Source organism: Tessaracoccus terricola (assembly GCF_054776555.1).
On record NZ_BAAHBS010000005.1, the window covers coordinates 608,257 to 625,189 of the forward strand.

Annotated in this window: 17 protein-coding genes; 7 read left to right on the top strand and 10 right to left on the bottom strand. The window is 72.4% G+C overall.

The window, feature by feature from the left end:
• Positions 1-23: 23 nt before the first annotated feature.
• A complete protein-coding gene (locus tag ACYU7G_RS12710; RefSeq protein WP_461108372.1) occupies positions 24-1,673 on the bottom strand; it encodes a phospho-sugar mutase in 1,650 nt (549 codons plus the stop codon).
• A gap of 12 nt (positions 1,674-1,685) precedes the next feature.
• The gene (locus ACYU7G_RS12715) at positions 1,686-2,504 is read right to left on the bottom strand and encodes a purine-nucleoside phosphorylase (RefSeq protein ID WP_461108374.1); all 819 of its coding nucleotides are present in this window, start codon (positions 2,502-2,504) and stop codon (positions 1,686-1,688) included.
• Between the two features lie 53 nt (positions 2,505-2,557).
• Here ACYU7G_RS12715 and ACYU7G_RS12720 point away from each other — a divergent pair, with 53 nt between their 5' ends.
• Positions 2,558-3,964 carry an NAD(P)H-quinone dehydrogenase gene (locus tag ACYU7G_RS12720; protein WP_461108376.1) on the top strand — a complete coding sequence of 469 codons (1,407 nt, stop codon included), beginning with the start codon at positions 2,558-2,560 and terminating at the stop codon, positions 3,962-3,964.
• On the opposite strand, the gene ACYU7G_RS12725 is transcribed toward ACYU7G_RS12720, so the two are convergent.
• Positions 3,961-4,779, bottom strand: coding sequence for a hypothetical protein (locus tag ACYU7G_RS12725; RefSeq protein WP_461108378.1), 819 nt, complete (start codon positions 4,777-4,779; stop codon positions 3,961-3,963). The two genes, ACYU7G_RS12720 and ACYU7G_RS12725, sit on opposite strands and share 4 nt — an antisense overlap.
• Positions 4,780-4,850: 71 nt before the next feature.
• The gene (locus ACYU7G_RS12730) at positions 4,851-6,614 is read right to left on the bottom strand and encodes an acetyl/propionyl/methylcrotonyl-CoA carboxylase subunit alpha (RefSeq protein ID WP_461108380.1); all 1,764 of its coding nucleotides are present in this window, start codon (positions 6,612-6,614) and stop codon (positions 4,851-4,853) included.
• A 45-nt stretch (positions 6,615-6,659) separates the two neighbouring features.
• Between ACYU7G_RS12730 and ACYU7G_RS12735 the strand changes: the two genes are divergently transcribed.
• Together ACYU7G_RS12735 and ACYU7G_RS12740 are read left to right on the top strand one after the other, a co-directional pair.
• Positions 6,660-7,142 (top strand): NUDIX hydrolase, encoded by a 483-nt coding sequence (locus ACYU7G_RS12735; RefSeq protein ID WP_461108382.1) that lies wholly within the window; start codon positions 6,660-6,662, stop codon positions 7,140-7,142.
• A 19-nt stretch (positions 7,143-7,161) separates the two neighbouring features.
• Complete coding sequence (locus tag ACYU7G_RS12740) at positions 7,162-7,581, top strand: hypothetical protein (protein WP_461108384.1); 420 nt, start codon at positions 7,162-7,164, stop codon at positions 7,579-7,581.
• Here ACYU7G_RS12740 and ACYU7G_RS12745 read toward each other — a convergent pair.
• Together ACYU7G_RS12745 and ACYU7G_RS12750 are read right to left on the bottom strand one after the other, a co-directional pair.
• Entirely contained in the window at positions 7,489-8,553 is a 1,065-nt protein-coding gene (locus tag ACYU7G_RS12745; protein ID WP_461108386.1) for a DivIVA domain-containing protein, read from the bottom strand. The genes ACYU7G_RS12740 and ACYU7G_RS12745 overlap by 93 nt on opposite strands.
• Before the next feature lie 2 nt (positions 8,554-8,555).
• Positions 8,556-10,022, bottom strand: a complete 1,467-nt coding sequence (locus tag ACYU7G_RS12750) for a coiled-coil domain-containing protein (protein WP_461108388.1) — start codon at positions 10,020-10,022, stop codon at positions 8,556-8,558.
• On the opposite strand from ACYU7G_RS12750, the gene cobT reads away from it, so the two are divergent.
• Together cobT and cobS are read left to right on the top strand one after the other, a co-directional pair.
• The gene (cobT, locus tag ACYU7G_RS12755) at positions 10,021-11,712 is read left to right on the top strand and encodes a nicotinate-nucleotide--dimethylbenzimidazole phosphoribosyltransferase (protein ID WP_461108390.1); all 1,692 of its coding nucleotides are present in this window, start codon (positions 10,021-10,023) and stop codon (positions 11,710-11,712) included. The two genes, ACYU7G_RS12750 and cobT, sit on opposite strands and share 2 nt — an antisense overlap.
• Positions 11,712-12,485, top strand: coding sequence for an adenosylcobinamide-GDP ribazoletransferase (cobS, locus tag ACYU7G_RS12760; protein WP_461108392.1), 774 nt, complete (start codon positions 11,712-11,714; stop codon positions 12,483-12,485). The genes cobT and cobS overlap by 1 nt, the downstream gene beginning before the upstream one ends.
• Here the strand turns inward: cobS and ACYU7G_RS12765 are convergent.
• From ACYU7G_RS12765 to ACYU7G_RS12780, 4 genes are read right to left on the bottom strand one after another with little or no spacing between them, the layout of a single operon-like run.
• Positions 12,454-13,140 carry a 2'-5' RNA ligase family protein gene (locus ACYU7G_RS12765; protein ID WP_461108393.1) on the bottom strand — a complete coding sequence of 229 codons (687 nt, stop codon included), beginning with the start codon at positions 13,138-13,140 and terminating at the stop codon, positions 12,454-12,456. The two genes, cobS and ACYU7G_RS12765, sit on opposite strands and share 32 nt — an antisense overlap.
• A complete protein-coding gene (locus ACYU7G_RS12770) occupies positions 13,101-13,721 on the bottom strand; it encodes a Maf family protein (RefSeq protein ID WP_461108395.1) in 621 nt (206 codons plus the stop codon). Before ACYU7G_RS12770 ends, ACYU7G_RS12765 begins: the two co-directional genes overlap by 40 nt.
• Positions 13,718-13,918, bottom strand: a complete 201-nt coding sequence (locus tag ACYU7G_RS12775) for a hypothetical protein (protein ID WP_461108397.1) — start codon at positions 13,916-13,918, stop codon at positions 13,718-13,720. Before ACYU7G_RS12775 ends, ACYU7G_RS12770 begins: the two co-directional genes overlap by 4 nt.
• Positions 13,915-15,486 carry an acyl-CoA carboxylase subunit beta gene (locus tag ACYU7G_RS12780; protein ID WP_461108399.1) on the bottom strand — a complete coding sequence of 524 codons (1,572 nt, stop codon included), beginning with the start codon at positions 15,484-15,486 and terminating at the stop codon, positions 13,915-13,917. The genes ACYU7G_RS12775 and ACYU7G_RS12780 overlap by 4 nt, the downstream gene beginning before the upstream one ends.
• Positions 15,487-15,523: 37 nt before the next feature.
• On the opposite strand from ACYU7G_RS12780, the gene ACYU7G_RS12785 reads away from it, so the two are divergent.
• Together ACYU7G_RS12785 and ACYU7G_RS12790 are read left to right on the top strand one after the other, a co-directional pair.
• Positions 15,524-16,315 (top strand): biotin--[acetyl-CoA-carboxylase] ligase, encoded by a 792-nt coding sequence (locus ACYU7G_RS12785; RefSeq protein ID WP_461108401.1) that lies wholly within the window; start codon positions 15,524-15,526, stop codon positions 16,313-16,315.
• Between the two features lie 54 nt (positions 16,316-16,369).
• Positions 16,370-16,918 carry a type 1 glutamine amidotransferase domain-containing protein gene (locus ACYU7G_RS12790; protein WP_461108403.1) on the top strand — a complete coding sequence of 183 codons (549 nt, stop codon included), beginning with the start codon at positions 16,370-16,372 and terminating at the stop codon, positions 16,916-16,918.
• Positions 16,919-16,933 lie beyond the last annotated feature (15 nt).

Genomic DNA, 16,933 nt, shown 5'->3' on the forward strand with positions numbered 1-16,933 from the left:
GCGCCCCCAACCACGGCTGCGGCTCAGACCCCCAGCGCGGCCGCCATCTCCGCACGCAACTGCTCCAGTTCCCCGGCCGCGCGGGCGCGGGCCGCGGCGGCGTCGGCGGACTCCTGCGGCGTGAGCACCAACTCCAGATAGCACTTCAGCTTGGGCTCGGTGCCCGAGGGGCGGGCGACGACGTGCAGCCTGCGCCCGGTCAGTTCCACCGCGTCGGTGGCGGGCAGTGCCTCGGAGCCGGCAGCCAGGTCCACCACCGTGACGGGCTCACCCAGCAGTTCGGCGGGAGGATCGGCCCGCAGCCGCGCCATGGCGTCGGCGATCACGGAGAGCTCCTCCACCCGGACCGAGAGCTGGCTGGTGGCGTGCAGGCCGTGGTTGGCCGAGATCTCGTCGAGCCGGTCGGCCAGGGTGCGGCCTTGCGACTTCAGCTCCGCGACGAGGCGCAGCACAGTGAGCGCGGCGGTCAGGCCGTCCTTGTCCGGGACGGCCGCCGAGTCGCAGCAGTAGCCGATGGCCTCCTCGTAGCCGAAGGCGAGGTCCGGCACGCGGCCGATCCACTTGAACCCGGTGAGGGTGGTGCGGTGCTCGCGCCCGGCGGCCGTCGCCAGGTCACGCAGGAGCGTGGAGGAGACCACCGAGTTGGCGAAGCGTCCCGGGACGCCGCGGCGGATGGCGTAGTCGCCGAGGAGGCCGCCGAGCTCGTCGCCGGTCAGCATCCGCCACGAGCCGTCGACGACGGCGGCGACCGCGCAGCGGTCCGCGTCCGGGTCGTTGGCCACCACGACGTCGGCGCCCCGTTCCTCGGCGAGGGCCAGCGCCAGGTCGATGGCACCCTTCTCCTCCGGGTTGGGGAACGCGACGGTGGGGAATTCCGCATCCGGTTCGGCCTGCTGGGCGACCTCCAGGGGCGCCGGGAATCCGGCACCCTCCGCGACCGCCCGCATCGGGGCGGCCCCGACGCCGTGCATGGCGGTGTGCACCCACACCACGTCGCGCGGCGCCTCGCCGGGGACCAGCGTGGCGGCGCGGGCGACGTAGGCGGCCAGGAGTTCGTCGCCGATTTGCTCGTACCCACCCACCCGCTCCATCGCGCGCAGCAGCTGCGGCGTGACCTTGCGGATGCAGTCGGAGATCTCGCCGTCGACGGGCGGGATGATCTGGGAGCCGTCGCCCAGGTAGACCTTGTAGCCGTTGTCCGCCGGTGGGTTGTGGGAGGCGGTGACGACGATGCCGGCCACGCAGCCGAGGTGCTGGATGCCGAACGCCACCACCGGGGTGGGGGTGGGGCGGTCCGTGAGGATGGGCTCGAACCCCTGCCCGGCGAAGACCTCCGCGGTCTCGCGGGCGAACTCGTCGGACTTGCGGCGCGCGTCGTAGCCGATCAGGACCTTCCCGCCGGCCAGCCCCTGCCGGGTCAGCCAGGCGGCGAACCCGGCGGCGGCCTGGCCCACCACCACGCGGTTCATCTGCCCCGGGCCGGGGCCGATCCGGCCGCGCAGCCCTGCGGTGCCGAACTCGAGAGGCCCGGCGAACGCCACCTGCAACTCGGCCACGGCCGCCTCGTCGCCGCCCTCGGCTGCCGAGAGCAGCGCCTGCAGTTCTGCGACGGTGTCCGGGTCCGGGTCCTCGGCGAGCCAGTCGCGCGCCTGCGCCAGCACAGCGTCAGTCATTGCCACGGCCTCCTAGAGCACCCCGACGATGTCCGCCAGCAGCTTCGCCAGCCGTGGGCCGGCGTCCTTGCCGGTCTGGATCACCTCGGCGTGGTCCAGGTCCGCCTCGCCGAGGCCGGCCGCCGCATTGGTCACCAGGGAGAGTCCCAGCACCTCCAGCCCGGCCTCGCGGGCCGCGATGGTCTCGAGGGTGGTGGACATGCCGACGAGGTCGCCGCCCAGCGCGCCGGCCATCCGGACCTCGGCGGGCGTCTCGTACTGGGGGCCGCTGAACTGGACGTAGACGCCCTCGGGCAGGGAGTCGTCGACGCGGTGGGCCAGCGCTCGCAGGCGCCGGGAGTAGGCCTCGGTCATGTCGATGAACGTGGCTCCGCGCAGGGGAGTGGCGCCGGTGAGGTTGATGTGGTCCCCGATCAGGACGACGGTGCCCGGCACCCAGGCCGGATTGAGGCCGCCGCAGCCGTTGGTCAGTACCAGCGTGCGGGCACCCCAGGCGGCGGCGGTGCGGACGCCGTGCACGACGGGTTCCACGCCGCGCCCCTCGTAGTAGTGGGTGCGGCCGGTGAACACGGCCGCCACCTTGCCCGCCCCGGTGCGCACCAGCCGCAGTTCGCCGCCGTGGCCGCTGACCACGGGCTTGCTGAAGCCGGGCACGTCGCCGAGGGCGATCTGGCCCAGCGGCTCCCCGAGGCTGTCCGCGCCCGTGGACCAGCCGGAGCCGAGTACCAGTGCGATGTCGATCGACGGCACCCCGAGGGTGTCGGCGAGGAAGCCGGCGGCGTCGCCCGCGGCCTGCTTCGGGTCAGGGGTTCCAGTTGCTGCAGTGCTCACGCCGCCAGCCTAGTGTGAGGCCGCCCGTCGTGTGCTGTGAAAGGATGGAGGACGTGACGAAGGTAGTGATCATCGGTGGTGGACCCGGCGGGTACGAGGCGGCGCTGGTGGGCAGCCAGCTTGGAGGTGACGTCACCCTCATCGAACGCGACGGGCTCGGTGGCGCCGCGGTCCTCACGGACTGCGTCCCCTCGAAGACCCTGATCGCCACCGCCGAGGTGATGAGCACCATGCAGCGCGCCTCGGAGCTCGGCCTGCACTTCGAGGGCGACGACGACCTCAGCTCCGCCATCCGCGTGGACCTCGCCCAGCTCAACGCCCGCGTGCGGGACCTGGCCACCGCCCAGTCCCACGACATCCGCTCCCGGCTGGACCGCGAGGGCGTCAACATGGTCCGCGGCACGGCCCGGCTCTCCGGCCACCACAAGGTCAGTGTCACCACCGACACCGGTGACTACGAGATCGACGCCGACGTGGTGCTGGTGGCCACCGGCACCACCCCGCGCGAACTGCCGGAGGCCCGCTGCGACGGCCGCCGCATCCTGAACTGGAAGCAGCTCTACCACTTGGACGAACTCCCCGAGCGGCTCATCGTCGTCGGATCCGGCGTCACAGGGGCCGAGTTCGCCTCCGCCTACGACGCCCTCGGCGTGGACGTGGTGCTGGTCTCGTCCCGCAGCCAGGTGCTGCCCGGCGAGGACCAGGACGCCGCCAACGTCCTGCAGCGCGCGTTCAAGGACCGCGGCATGGAGATCATGAGCGAGTCCCGCGCCGAGGCGGCCCGAGTGGAGGGCGACGGCGTCGTGGTCACCCTCACCGACGGCCGGGAGGTCCGCGGCTCCCACTGCCTGATGGCCGTTGGTGCCATCCCCAACACCGCCGACATGGGGCTGGAGGAGCGAGGCGTCCAGCTCTCGAAGTCCGGCCACATCCTGGTGGACAAGGTCTCCCGCTCCAGCGTGCGTTACGTCTACGCCGCCGGCGACGTCACGGGCGTGTTCGCGCTGGCCTCGGTGGCCGCCATGCAGGGCCGGATCGCCATGTGGCACGCCCTGGGTGACGCCGTGTCCCCACTGGACCTCAGCCAGGTCTCCTCCAACGTCTTCACGGCCCCCGAGATTGCGACGGTGGGTGTCACGCAGGCGCAGGTGGACGCCGGGGACGTGCGGGTGGCGTCGGTGCTGCTGCCGCTGGGCGGCAACGCCCGGGCCAAGATGCAGGGCTTCACCGACGGCTTCGTGAAACTGTTCTGCCTGCCCACCACCGGCATCATCATGGGCGGCGTCGTCGTGGCCCCGTACGCATCGGAACTGATCCATGCGGTGTCCATCGCCGTGGGCCTGCGGATGGACGTGGACAGGTTCAGCGCCGCGTTCACCGTCTACCCGTCGATGAGCGGATCCCTGGCGGAGGCTGCTCGCCGGCTGCACCACCACCAGCCGGACGTGCTCACCAGCTAGTCGTTGAACAGGCCCATCAGCAGGCTGAAACCGCCGATCATGAGCGCGCCCTGGGTGAGCTGCCGGATTGCGGGGTCCATGCCGTAGGGCTCGTAGTAGCCGCGCGCCCAGGCGGCCTGCCGCTCGTCCTCCCAGTAGGGGACCATCTGGCCGCCCACCATGGGAACCATGCGGATGTGGGGGTTGGCACCGGACTGCACCCGGGCGGCATCCAGCGCGCAGGCGGGCACCTGGCGGCTGACGCCGCCGTCGGGGGCCCACTCGACGTCCGTGGTGGAGGGGCCGTGGGCCGGGTTGAAGAAGCATGGCGGGCGTCGGTCCGGCAGTTCACGTCCGTGGGCGCGGGCCTTGACGCACTCGATGGCGTAGCGGCCCTCCTCCAGGATCTGTGTGATGTGGGTCGCGTCCGAGTCGAACTCCGCGTTGCGCAGCGACTGCTTGGCGTTCTCGTAGGCGTCGAGCGCCTTGGTGTAGTCGGCCTGCGCCTCGGCGCTGAGCTCGATGCCGACGACGTCGAGGTCCAGGTCCCGCAACTCACCGCCGAAGCGGGTGATGTCCTGGTCCACGGAGTCCTTGGACGCGTCGCTGAGCGGCTGCTCCGGCTGCTGGTAGCCCTGCCCGAAACCCTGCGCGCCGAAGGCCGGTTGGCCGTAGCCCGCGTACGGGCTCTGGATCATCCGGGGCTGCTGCGGCCCGTACAAGGAGTTGGGCGGCGGCGCTCCATGACCGAGGTGGCGACTCCTGGCCCGCATCCCGGCCCCCGTCAAGGGGCCCAGCACGAGCGCGATCAGGATCACCACGAAGATGAAGTCCATAAACCCTGTACCCGCACTTTCCCTCTGGGACACTGGACTCCCAGATTACTCCCCGGGTCAACGGGGGTGGCTCAGGGGTCTACCAGCTCGCACACGACGGTGCCGGCGGCCAGCGGTTGACCCCCCGCGATCGCCAGCCCGGAGACCACGCCGGTGCGGTGCGCGACGAGGGGCTGTTCCATCTTCATCGCCTCCACCACGGCCACCGGCCGGCCCGCCTCGACGGCCTCGCCGTCGGCCACCAGCACCTTCACCACAGTGCCCTGCATCGGGGCGATGAGCGCGGTGCCTCCGGCCTCGGCCACCTTGGCGCCACCACGGGCCCGGCGGCCGGGGCGCGCGGTGCGGCCGGAGCTGCCGCCGCCGAAGCCGGCGGGCAGGCTGACCTCCATCCGGCGCCCGTTCACCTCCACCACGACGACCTCGCGGGCGGTGGTCTCCGCCAGCGGTGCCGGCCCGCCCGTCCAGGGCTCCAGTTCGGCGTCGAAGTCCGTCTCGATCCAGCGGGTGTGCACCCCGAAGACGCCGTCGGGGGCGGTGAAGGCGGGATCGGTCAGCACCGCGCGGTGGAACGGAGCGACGGTGGGCATGCCGGTCACCTCCAGTTCGGCCAGGGCGCGGCGGGAGCGCTCGATGGCCTGCTTGCGGTCGGCGCCGGCGACGATCACCTTGGCCAGCAGCGAGTCGAACGCGCCGGGCACCGTCATGCCGGCGAGGTAGCCCTCGTCCACCCTGACGCCGGGGCCCGACGGTGCGTGCCAGCCGGTCAGTGTCCCCGGCGCGGGCATGAAGTTGTTGCCGGGGTCCTCCGCGTTGATCCGGAACTCGATGGCGTGGCCCCGCACCGGCGGGTCGTCGTAGCCGAGCTCCTCGCCCTCGGCGATGCGGAACATCTCGCGGACCAGGTCGATGCCGGTGACCTCCTCGGTCACCGGGTGCTCCACCTGCAGGCGGGTGTTCACCTCGAGGAACGAGATGGTGCCGTCACCCCCGACGAGGAACTCGCAGGTGGCAGCCCCCACGTAGCCGGCCTCGGCGAGGATGGCCTTGCTGGAGGATCGCAGCAGCGCCTCCTGCTCGGCGCTCAGGAACGGCGCCGGGGCCTCCTCCACCAGCTTCTGGTGACGGCGCTGCAGGGAGCAGTCCCTGGTGGAGACCACCACCACGTTGCCGTGGGAGTCCGCGAGGCACTGGGTCTCAACGTGCCGGGGCCGGTCCAGGTAGCGTTCCACGAAGCACTCGCCGCGGCCGAAGGCCGCCACCGCCTCCCGAGTGGCGGAACCGAACAGTTCCGGCACCTCATCCAGCGTGCGGGCCACCTTCAGGCCGCGGCCACCACCGCCATGGGCGGCCTTGATGGCCACCGGCAGCCCGAACTCGCGGGCGAACGCCAGCACCTCGTCGGCGTCCGAGACGGGGTCAGCTGTGCCGGGCACCAGCGGGGCCCCGACGCGCTGCGCGATGTGGCGGGCCTGCACCTTGTCACCCAGCGCCTCGATGGCTGCCGGTGGCGGGCCGATCCACACCAGCCCCGCCTCCAGCACGGCGCGGGCGAACGTGGCGTTCTCGGCGAGGAAGCCGTAGCCGGGGTGCACGGCGTCGGCCCCCGAGCGGGCCGCCACGTCGAGCAGCTTCGCGATGTCCAGGTAGCTCTCGGCCGGGGTGGTCCCGCCCAGCGCGAAGGCCTCGTCGGCGAGCCCCACGAACAGGGCGTCGGCGTCGGGCTCGGCGTAGACCGCCACGGAGCTGATCCCGGCGTCGCGCGCGGCACGCACCACTCGGACCGCGATCTCGCCGCGATTGGCAACCAGGACCTTCGTGATGTGTTCTCCCACGTCGCGGAGTCTAGCCACCACGCAGCTGCCGGTAGCGTTCGGGGTATGCCGATCCCCGAATTCATCTCAGACCTCAGGCGACACATCGGAAACGCGCCGCTGTGGCTCAGCGGCGCCGCGGCCGTCATCCTCCGCGACGGTGAGACCGGCCCGGAGGTGCTCCTCATCAAGCGCTCCGACACGGGGGAGTGGGCGCTCGTCTCCGGCATCATCGACCCGGGCGAGCACCCGGTGGAGACCCTGCGGCGTGAGGCGATGGAGGAGGCGAGCGTCGAGATCGAGGTTGGGCGGATGCTGTGGCTGACCGTCGGTGCGCCCGTCACCTACCCCAACGGCGACCAATGCCAGTTCCTCGACCACGGCTACCTCTGCCGCTGGATCTCTGGGGCGGCCCGCGTCGGCGACGACGAGGCCACCGACGTGCGCTGGTTCCCCGTCGACGCACTGCCCACCCCGGGGCGGGACGAGCTGGCGGTCAGGGTGCGGGCGGCGCTGCAGCCAGGCGACGGCATCCTGCACGAGTTCTGAGACCGGGTACGCTTCAGCCGTGATCCGCCGCAAGCTCGCCGTCCTCGCCTGCCTGCTGCTCGTCGGCTGCGGCGCTGCGGACGAGCCCGAACCGTTCCCGCCGCCAACGCCGACGCCCTCGGCCACCCACGTGGTCCCCGACGGCGCCGTGGAGCTGGCCAGCTACGGCTTCCAGCACGCGCCCGAGGGGTTCATGGTGCCCGGGACCTCGATCATCGAGGACAAGGTGGACCAGACCAACACCGTCGTGGCCGTGTTCACGGCACCCTCGGGACTGGACCTGGCCGGGTTCATGCGGCAGTCACTGCCCGCCGACGGCTGGACGATCACCGCCGACGGGCAGAACTCACTTCTCTTCGAGCGAGGCGAGCTCCGCGGCGCCTTCACCGTCAGCGGCCAACTGGCCGCCCTCAGCATCCGGGGCGACGCCGGCTCCTGACTCCTCCTCGACAGCCTCGGCGGACTCGGCCACCGCGGTCTCCTCGACGGCCGCGGCCAGCGCCCCGCCGCCGAGGGTGGTGAGCATCTGCCGCACGTTGGTGAGCTGCTCGGTGATGGAGTCGCGACGCGCCGCCAGCGCCTGCAGCTCGCGCTCGGAGTCCCGCTTCACGCGCTCGGCGTGGATGCGGGCGTTGTCCAACAGCTGCTGGGCCTCGGCGGTTGCCTTCTCGCGCTCGGCCTCGGCGTCGGCCTGGGCCTCGCGCAGCAGCAGGGTGGCCTGCTCCTGGGTGTCGGCCAGCTTCTCCGAGGCAGCGGCCAGCGCCTTCTCCTGGGTGGCCATCTGGGCGGCGAACTCGCTGGCAGCCTTGTCCCGACGCGTGGCGAGGGTCTGCTCGAAGTCCGCGGCCGCGGCGGCGGAAGCGGCACGCTGCTGCTCATGGACGGCCTCGGCCTCACGGCGGCGTGCGGAGGCCTCCCGGTCCGCGTGGTCCAGCAGGTCGTCGGCCTCCCGGCGGGCCTGCTCCAACACCCGGGCGGCCTCGGAGTCCGCGCGCGAGCGGGTCTCACCGGCGTGGGTCTCCGCAGCGGTGCGGAGCCGCTCGGCCTCGGTGCGGGCGTCGGAGACCAGTTCCTCGGCCTGCGCGGCGGCCTTGCTGCGCAGTTCGTCGGCCTCCTCGTCGGCCAGCGTCAGGATCTGCGAGATCCGGGGGCCCAGGTCCGCGTAGCTGAGCGGTCCGCTGCGGGACGACTCCAGCTGCGCCACCTGCTCCTTGAGCACCGCCACCTCGTCGCGCAGCGCCGCAGCCTGCCCGGTCGTCTCCGCCAGGCCTGCCTCCAGCCGGTTGATCTCGACGGTCTTCTCCGCCGACTCCTGCAGGGCGGCCGAGTGCGTCTGCCGCATCCGGGCGACGGTGTCGTCCACCTGTGCCGGGTCGTAGCCACGACGGACGGTGTTGAAGGATTCGGTCATTGTCAGTCCTCAGTTCCTGTCTGATCACCCGGGACGGCGAGCGCCTCGATCACCCCGGAAAGCTTGCCCAACTGTGCTGTGATCTCTGCCTTGCGGCCGGAGAGCAACTCCACCTCGGTGCGAGCCTCCTCCAGCCGTTCCCGCGCCTCGCGGCGGATCTCGTCGGCCTCGGTCCGGGCGCGCGCCACCAGCGCGGTGGCCGCCTCCCGGTCCGCCTTGAGTTGCGAGTAGTGGTTGCCGTGCAACGCCTTCAGCTCCGCGAGGCTCTGCTCGCGGATGTTGCGGGCCTCCTCCCGTGCGGAGGCGAGCACCTGGTCCGCCCGGTCCCGGACGTCGGTGGCGTCGGCTGCGGCATCGGCGACGAGCCTGGCGGCCTCCTCGCGGGCGGCCTCCCGCACCCGCCGGGCCTCGGCCTCGGCGGCCGCCTGCAGCACCCGCACCCGCTCCTCCGCGTCGGCGACGTTCGCTGCGGACTCGGCCTCGCGGGTGGCCAGCTCGTGGCGGCGGGAGGCGGTGAACGCGTCCAGTTCGGCCCGCTCCCGCTCCCGGGTCCTGTGGAGCTCCTCCTCGACGGCGCGCCGCTGGGCGTCCAGCTCGGCCGCCACACCGGTGCGCAGGTCCGCCATGGTCTGTTCCGTCCAGTGCAGTTGCGCCTTCGCCTGGTCCAGCACCTCGTGGGCCTCCGCCTCGGCGCTGGCGAGCAGTTCGTCGCGTTCGGCCTGCGCGTCGGCCACGGACGCGGCAGCGCCGGCCACCTCGCTCCGCCGCCACTCGGCGGTGTCGGCACGCAACTGTTCGGCGTTCGCGCGGGCCGTCCCGAGCAGGTCGTCGGCCTCACTCCGGGCCTGTTCGCGCAGGGCCGCGACGGCCTCGTCGGTCTCGGCCCGGTCCCTCGCGATGGTTTCCGCAGCCACCCGCTCGCGCTCGGCCAGTTCCTGCTCGAAGGTCGCGAGTGCGGCGGCCATGGCATCGCGCTTGCGCTGCGCCTCCGCCTCGGACTCGGCCACCAACTCGGCGGCGCGTTCCTGGGCGCGGCGCAGGATGGTCTCGGCGTCGGCGGCGGAGTTGGTGCGCAGCTGCTCACAGGTCTGTTCCGTCTCGGCGACGAGCCTGGCCGCGGCGACGCTCGCCTCCCGCATGGCCTCCCGGGCCTCGGCGTCGGCCCGCTCGAGCCGTTCCCGGGCGACGCCGCGGGACTCGGCCAGCTCGGCACGGGCCGCCTCGTTGGCGCTCGCGAGGTCGGCGGCCTCCGCCTTCGCGGCCGCGTGCTCCTGCCTGATGCGGACAGCCTCCTCGCGGGCCTCGGAACGCAACTGGTCTGCCATGCGCTGGGCGCGGTCGAGGATCGCGGTCGCCCGGGCGCCCACCTCACCCAGTGGTGAGTGGGTTGCGCCGCTGAGGTTCTCGTCGAAGTCCTTCATCGGGTGGTGCAATGGAAACGTGACGGGACCATGGGTGAAGTCTCTCATGAACACGCTTCCCGGTCGCCCCCCGCGGTCGGCAGCCGGACACCCGCCGCGGTACGGCACAATTGCGCCCGTGAGCCTCCTGACAACCACCGTCGAAGCCATCCGCCCCACCTCCCCGGAGGCGCTGGCCGCCGCCGAGGCCACCCAGGAGCGGCTGACCAAGCCCAGCGGCAGCCTTGGCCTGGTGGAGGCCGTCGGGAACCGACTGGCAGCCATCGCCGGGCAGTGCCCGCCGCCGGTGCCCGAACCCGCCGCCGTCGGCGTCTTCGCCGGCGACCACGGGGTGGTGGCGCAGGGCGTGACGCCGTGGCCGCAGGAGGTGACGGCGCAGATGCTCACCAACATCGCGGGCGGCGGGGCGGCCGTGAACGTCCTCGCGAGGCAGCACGGCGTGGACATCCTGCTCACCGACGTCGGCGTCGCCACCGGCTACCCGGATGACGCGCGCATCCGCAACCGCAACGTCCGCCGCGGCACGCGGGACCTCACCGTCGAGGCCGCCCTCACCCGGGACGAGGCGCAGCGAGCCCTCGAAGTGGGCACCGAGGCCGCCCGGGAGGCGATCGACGCCGGGGCCCGCTGCCTGCTCACCGGGGAGATGGGCATCGGCAACACCACGCCCGCCAGTGCACTGATCTCGGTGTTCACCGGACTGGGGGCCGCGGACGTCACTGGGCGGGGAGCCGGCTCCGACGACGCGATGCTGGCCACCAAGACCATGGTCATCGAGGCCGCGCTGGCGCTGCACCGGCCGGACCCGAGCGACCCGGTGGGGGTGCTCGCCGCCGTCGGGGGACTCGAGCACGCGGCCCTTGCGGGCTTCGTCCTCGGCGGCGCCGCCGCCGGGGTGCCCGTCATCCTCGACGGCGTGATCGCCTGCTCCGCCGCCTGCGTCGCGGTGGCCCTGGCCCCCGGAGCGGTCGGCTACCTGTTCTCCGGACATGCCGGCGCTGAGCCCGGCATCCGCGCCGCCCTGGTCCACCTCGGACTCAACCCGCTGGTGGACCTCGGACTCCGGTTGGGTGAGGGCACCGGCGCCGTGCTGGCCCTGCCCACCCTGCAGGCCGGCGCCAAGATCCTGCGTGAGATGGCCACCTTCGACGACGCCGGGATAGTCGCAGGGGAGGGTGACGCAGCCGTCACCGAGCCGCGGCGACGAGGGACCGTGCTCGTCACCGGGGGTGCCCGCTCGGGCAAGTCCTCCTGGGCAGAGGCCCGCCTGGCGGGCAGGGGAGTGGTGGACTACATCGCCACCTCAGACCCGCGCAGCGACGATGAGGAGTGGCGCCGCCGCGTCCGGCTGCACCGCGAGCGCCGCCCGCAGGACTGGAACACCCTCGAGACCATGGACCTCGCCGCCGCCCTCCGCGCCCCCGGGGAAGCGCCCGTGCTGGTGGACTGCATCTCGGTCTGGCTCACCCGTGTGCTGGACGAACTCGACGCCTGGGACGCCCCCGACGAGGCGTGGCGCGAGCCGCTGCGCACACGCACCGACGAACTCCTGACGGCCCTCCGGGAGACCGGCAGGGAGGTGGTCCTGGTCACCAACGAGGTGGGCTCCGGCGTGGTCCCGGCCACCGCCTCCGGCCGGGTCTTCCGCGACGAACTGGGGCGCCTGAACGCCGAACTGGCGGCGGCCTGCGACGAGGTCTGGCACGCGGTGGCCGGGATCACCCGCAGGATCAAGTAGTGCGTGCGTTCCTCGCGGCGCTCGGCACCTTCACGGTCCTGCCCGCCCCACCCACGGAACTCGATCGCGGCCGGGCCGGTCGGGTGCTGGCGGCGCTGCCGTGGGTGGGCCTCGTCGTCGGCGCGCTGGCGGGGCTCGTCACGTTCCTGGCCGGACTCACCGGCGCCACGCTGCTGGCGGCTGCGCTGGGCGTGGCCACGCTCGCTGCGCTCACGGGGGCGCTGCACGTCGACGGGCTGGCAGACACAGCCGACGGACTGGGCTCCCGCAGGCCTGCAGAGGAGGCGCTCGAGATCATGCGCCGCTCCGACATCGGCCCCATGGGCGTGGTCGCGCTCGTGTTCGTGCTGCTGGTGGACGTCGCAGCCCTCGAATCGATTGCCGGGGGAGGGGGACTGGCCGCACCCCTCGCGCTCCTAGTGGCGGCCGTGGTGGGCAGGCTCGCCGTGGTCCTCGCCAGCCGGGGCCCCGGGGCGCGCGGCAGCGGGTTCGGGGCGCTGTTCACGGGCCTCACCTCGGCTCCGGCAGCCGTGGTCAACACCGTCGCGGTGCTGCTTCTCGCCGCCGCCGCCGGGCTGCTCGCCTCCGGCTGGCTCGGAGCCGCGGTGTTCGCCGGTGCCGCCGTCGTCGCGTTGCTCACCACGTCGCTGTGGCGCCGGCAGCTCGTGCGACGTCTTGGTGGCATGACCGGTGACACCTTCGGGTCGCTGGTGGAGGTGGGCCAAGCGGTGTTCCTGGTGGTCACCGCCTTGTCTGCAGCCACCCCGGCATGAGCGTCGTCCAGTCCCCGGTGGCCAGGTCCAGGCGGCCCACCACCTGCAGCGGCCCCGCGATCCGCGACGTGCGGAACCGGACCAGTGACACTTCCGGAACCACCCACTCGCCGGTGCTCGGGACCTCCCGCAGCAACTCGAGCGGTTCGTCGATCGGCCACGACCCCCTGTAGTGGCCCACCGTCACGTGCGGGCGGAAGTCCATGGCGTGCTCCTCCGGGGCGCCGTGGGTCAGCACCGCGTGGGCGTGCGGCAGCCAGTCGTCGGACAGCGCCAGGTGGGGCACCATCGGGAAGGAGCCCCAGCCGTCGGCGCGGAGCGTGACGGGCCCGGCCGCGAGCCGCCGCAGCAGCCGCAGGTCCGACTCCAGTTCGTCGGCACCGTAGGCCTGCTCGCCCTCCCCGACGAGGCCCGCGAAGGTCAGTGTGACGTGCGGTTGCCGCAGGTATCCGCGCAGCAGGTAGCCCTCCAACCGGGACCGGGCGGAGGCCAGTTGACGGCGAACGTCGGGATGGTCCAGCTCCAGCGCCCAGGCCACGGCATGGGTGCGGCCGCCGTGCCACTCGACGAAGTCCCGGTCCCGGCACGCGATGGTGTGGGTGCCGGCCACCGGGGTCAGTGGCTGACGGCGTCGGGCCGCCACAGGTCGTGCCACACGATGCCCAGATCCAGCAGCATCTGCCGCAGCAGCGGCAGGGAGATGCCGACGACGTTGTGCGGGTCGCCCTCGATCCCGGTCAGGTAGGCGCCGCCCAGACCGTCGATGGTGAAGGAGCCGGCCACCCACAGGGGCTCGCCGCTGTGGGTGTAGGCCTCGATCTCGTCGTCGGTGAGGTCCGCGAACTTCACCACGGTGCTGCCCACCCGCTTGCTGGAGAGCACCTCCTCGCCGCGGCGCACCCAGACATAGTGGCCCGTGTGCAGCACGCCCTGGCCGCCCCGCATCCGTCGCCACTGCTCGGCCGCCCGGGTGGGGGTGCCGGGCTTGCCGCGGGGCTTGCCCTCGAACTCCAGCACCGAGTCGCAGGCCACGAGGACGGCGTCGCCCTCCACCTGGTCCAGCACGGAGGTGCCCTTGGCCTCGGCCAGGGTGAGCGCCAGCCGGGCGGAGTCGGTGTCGATCACCTGGCTCTCGTCGAAGCTGGAGACGATCACCTCCGGGTCCAGCCCGGCCTGGCGCAGCAGGCGCAGCCGGCCGGGGGAGCGGGAGGCGAGGATGAAGCGTGGTGTGGTCATGGTGTCCTCAGGGAGTCTCGCCAGGTGTCACGCCCGCGTGGGGGCGGCACCCGGAGTTGGCGGTGGTGGGAGTTCCAGGCGGTGGCGCCCGCCTGGATCTCGGTACTGGTCCCGACGGCGCGGGCCAGGAGGGCGACGAGTGCTGCCGTCGCCTCGGCATCAGTGGCGGGGGTGATGACCTCGGGCATGCTGCTCACAGCGGGATGTTCCCATGCTTCTTGGGCGGCAGCGAGTCCCGCTTGGTGCGCAGCAGCCGCAGTGCACGCACCACCTCGGTGCGGGTGCGGTGCGGATGGACCACCTGGTCCACGTAGCCGCGCTCGGCCGCGATCCACGGGTTGGCCAACTCCTGGTCGTAGTCGTCCATCAACTGCTGCCGCAGGGCCTCGGGGTCCTCGGCCGCGGCCAGGTCCTTCTTGTGGAGCACACCCACGGCGCCCTGGGCACCCATGACGGCGATCTGGGCGGTGGGCCAAGCCAGGTTCACGTCGGCGCCCAGCGCCTTGGAGCCCATCACGAGGAACGCGCCGCCGTAGGCCTTGCGGGTGATGACGGTCACCAGCGGCACCGTCGCCTCCGAGTAGGCGTAGATCAGCTTGGCGCCGCGGCGGATGATGCCGCGGTGCTCCTGCTCCACGCCGGGCAGGAAGCCGGGGACGTCGACGAACGTGAGCACCGGGATGTTGAACGCGTCGCAGGTGCGCACGAACCTTGCCGCCTTCTCCGAGGCGTCGATGTCCAGGCAGCCGGCCAGCACCAACGGCTGGTTGGCGACGACGCCGACGCTGCGGCCCTCGACGCGTCCGAACCCGACCAGCACGTTGCCCGCGAACAGTTCGTGCACCTCCACGAAGTCGCCGTCGTCGAGGACGCTCCGGATCACCTCGCGCATGTCGTAGGGCTGGTTGGCGCCGTCGGGCACGAGGGCGTCAAGGAGCCGGTCGGCGTCGGTCACCTCGGCCACCGGGTCCGCCTCGAGCAGCGGCGGGTCCTCGAGGTTGTTCTGCGGCAGGAACGAGAGCAGTTCGCGCACGAACTCGAGTGCGTCGGTCTCGTCGGCCGCGAGGTAGTGGGAGTTGCCGGACCTGGTGGACTGGGTGCGGCCGCCGCCCAGCTCCTCCATGGTGACGTCCTCGCCGGTGACGGTGCGGATCACGTCCGGGCCGGTGATGAACATCTGGGAGGTCTGGTCCACCATCACGGTGAAGTCGGTCAGGGCGGGGGAGTAGACGTGGCCGCCGGCGGCCGGCCCCATGATCAGTGAGATCTGCGGGATCACGCCCGAGGCGCGGGTGTTGCGTCGGAAGATCTCCCCGTACAGCGCCAGCGAGACCACGCCCTCCTGGATGCGGGCACCGCCGCCCTCGTTGATGCCCACCAGCGGCACGCCGAGTTTGAGCGCGAGGTCCATCACCTTCACGATCTTGCTGCCGTAGACCTCGCCGAGCGCCCCACCGAAGACGGTGACGTCCTGGCTGAAGACGCACACGTGGCGCCCGTCGATGGTGCCCGTGCCGGTGATCACCCCGTCGCCGTAGGGGCGGCGCTCACCCATCCCGAAGGACGTGGTGCGGTGGCGCGCGAACTCGTCGAGTTCGGAGAAGCTGCCCTCGTCCAGCAGGGCGAGCACCCGTTCCCTGGCCGTCAGCTTGCCCTTGGCATGCTGCCGCTCCACCGCCGCCGCCGAGCCGGCGTGCACCGCCTCCTCGATCCGGCGCTCGAGATCGGCGAGCTTGCCCGCCGTGGTGTGGATATCGGGGTCCATTCCCAAGACCCTATCGCCCCGGGCCTAGGCTGCAGGGGTGAGATCGACGCTTCCCGATGCTGCCGCCGTCACCGCCGCCCTGGGCGCCTCGACGTCGTGGCGCGAGGTGCAGGTGGTGGCCAGCACCGGCTCCACCAACGCGGCCCTGGCCGCGGCCGCCCGGGCCGGAGCCGCCCCCGGCGTGGTGCTGGTTGCCTCGGAGCAGACCGCGGGCCGCGGCCGTCGGGACCGGACGTGGGCGAGCCCCGCCGGCAAGTCCGTGGCCATCTCCGTACTGCTGCAGCCCGGTCCCCCGTTCCCGCAGTGGGGCTGGCTGTCCCTGCTCGCCGGGATGGCGGTCTCCTCCGCCGTGGCCGAGCTGGCCCCGGACCCTGACCGGGTGGAACTGAAGTGGCCCAACGACGTCCTGGTGGGTGGCCGCAAGGTGTGCGGGATCCTCTCGGAGGTGGTGCAGCGGGCCGACGGGGCCTGCGCCGTCGTCGGCATGGGCCTCAACCTCACCCTCGAGGAGGACGAACTGCCCGTACCGACGGCCACCTCGCTCGCGCTCGAGGGCATCCGGGTGGACCAGAGCCTCGTTGTCGCGTCAGTGCTGCGCCACTTCGAGCGCCACTACGCCCGCTGGCAGGAGACGGGGAACCTGCGCGCCGAGTACGAGGCCGGGTGCTCCTCGGTGGGTGCGCCGCTGCAGGTGGTGGTGGACGAACGGCGCACCGTGACCGGAGTCGGGCATGGCGTCGACGACGGCGGCAGGCTCCTCGTCGACACCGGGTCCGGGATCGAGGCGTTCGCAGCCGGTGACGTGGTGCACGCACGGCTGCGCCCTTGAAGCTGACCCCTCGGCGCGTAGGTTGGGGAACAACCGAACGAAGAGGAGAAGCAAATGTCTGACCTGACCGGGAAGAAGATCGCGTTCCTGCTCACCAACGGTTACGAGGACAGCGAACTGACCAGCCCGTTGGAGGCCGTCACGTCCGCGGGCGCCACCGCCACCCTCGTGTCCCCCGAATCCGGCGCCGTCGAGGGCAAGAATGGCCACAAGGCTTCCATCGACGAGGCGAGTTCCGCCGCCGATCCCGCCGCCTTCGACGCACTGGTCCTGCCCGGTGGCGTCGTCAACGCGGACCACCTCCGCATGGACTCCGACTCCGTGGCCTTCGCCAAGGCCTTCTTCGAGGCCGGCAAGCCAGTGGGTGTCATCTGCCACGGCGCCTGGATCCTCGCCGACGCCGACGTCCTCCGCGGGCGCACCATCACGTCCTACCCGAGCCTGCGCACGGACCTGCGCAACGCGGGCGCCAACTGGGTGGACGAGGAGGTGGTGGTGGACCAGGGACTGGTCTCGAGCCGGACCCCGGACGACCTGCCCGCGTTCAACGCCAAGCTCGTCGAGGAGTTCGCCGAGGGGCGCCACGAGGGGCAGACGGCCTGATCCCGGGCGTGCCAG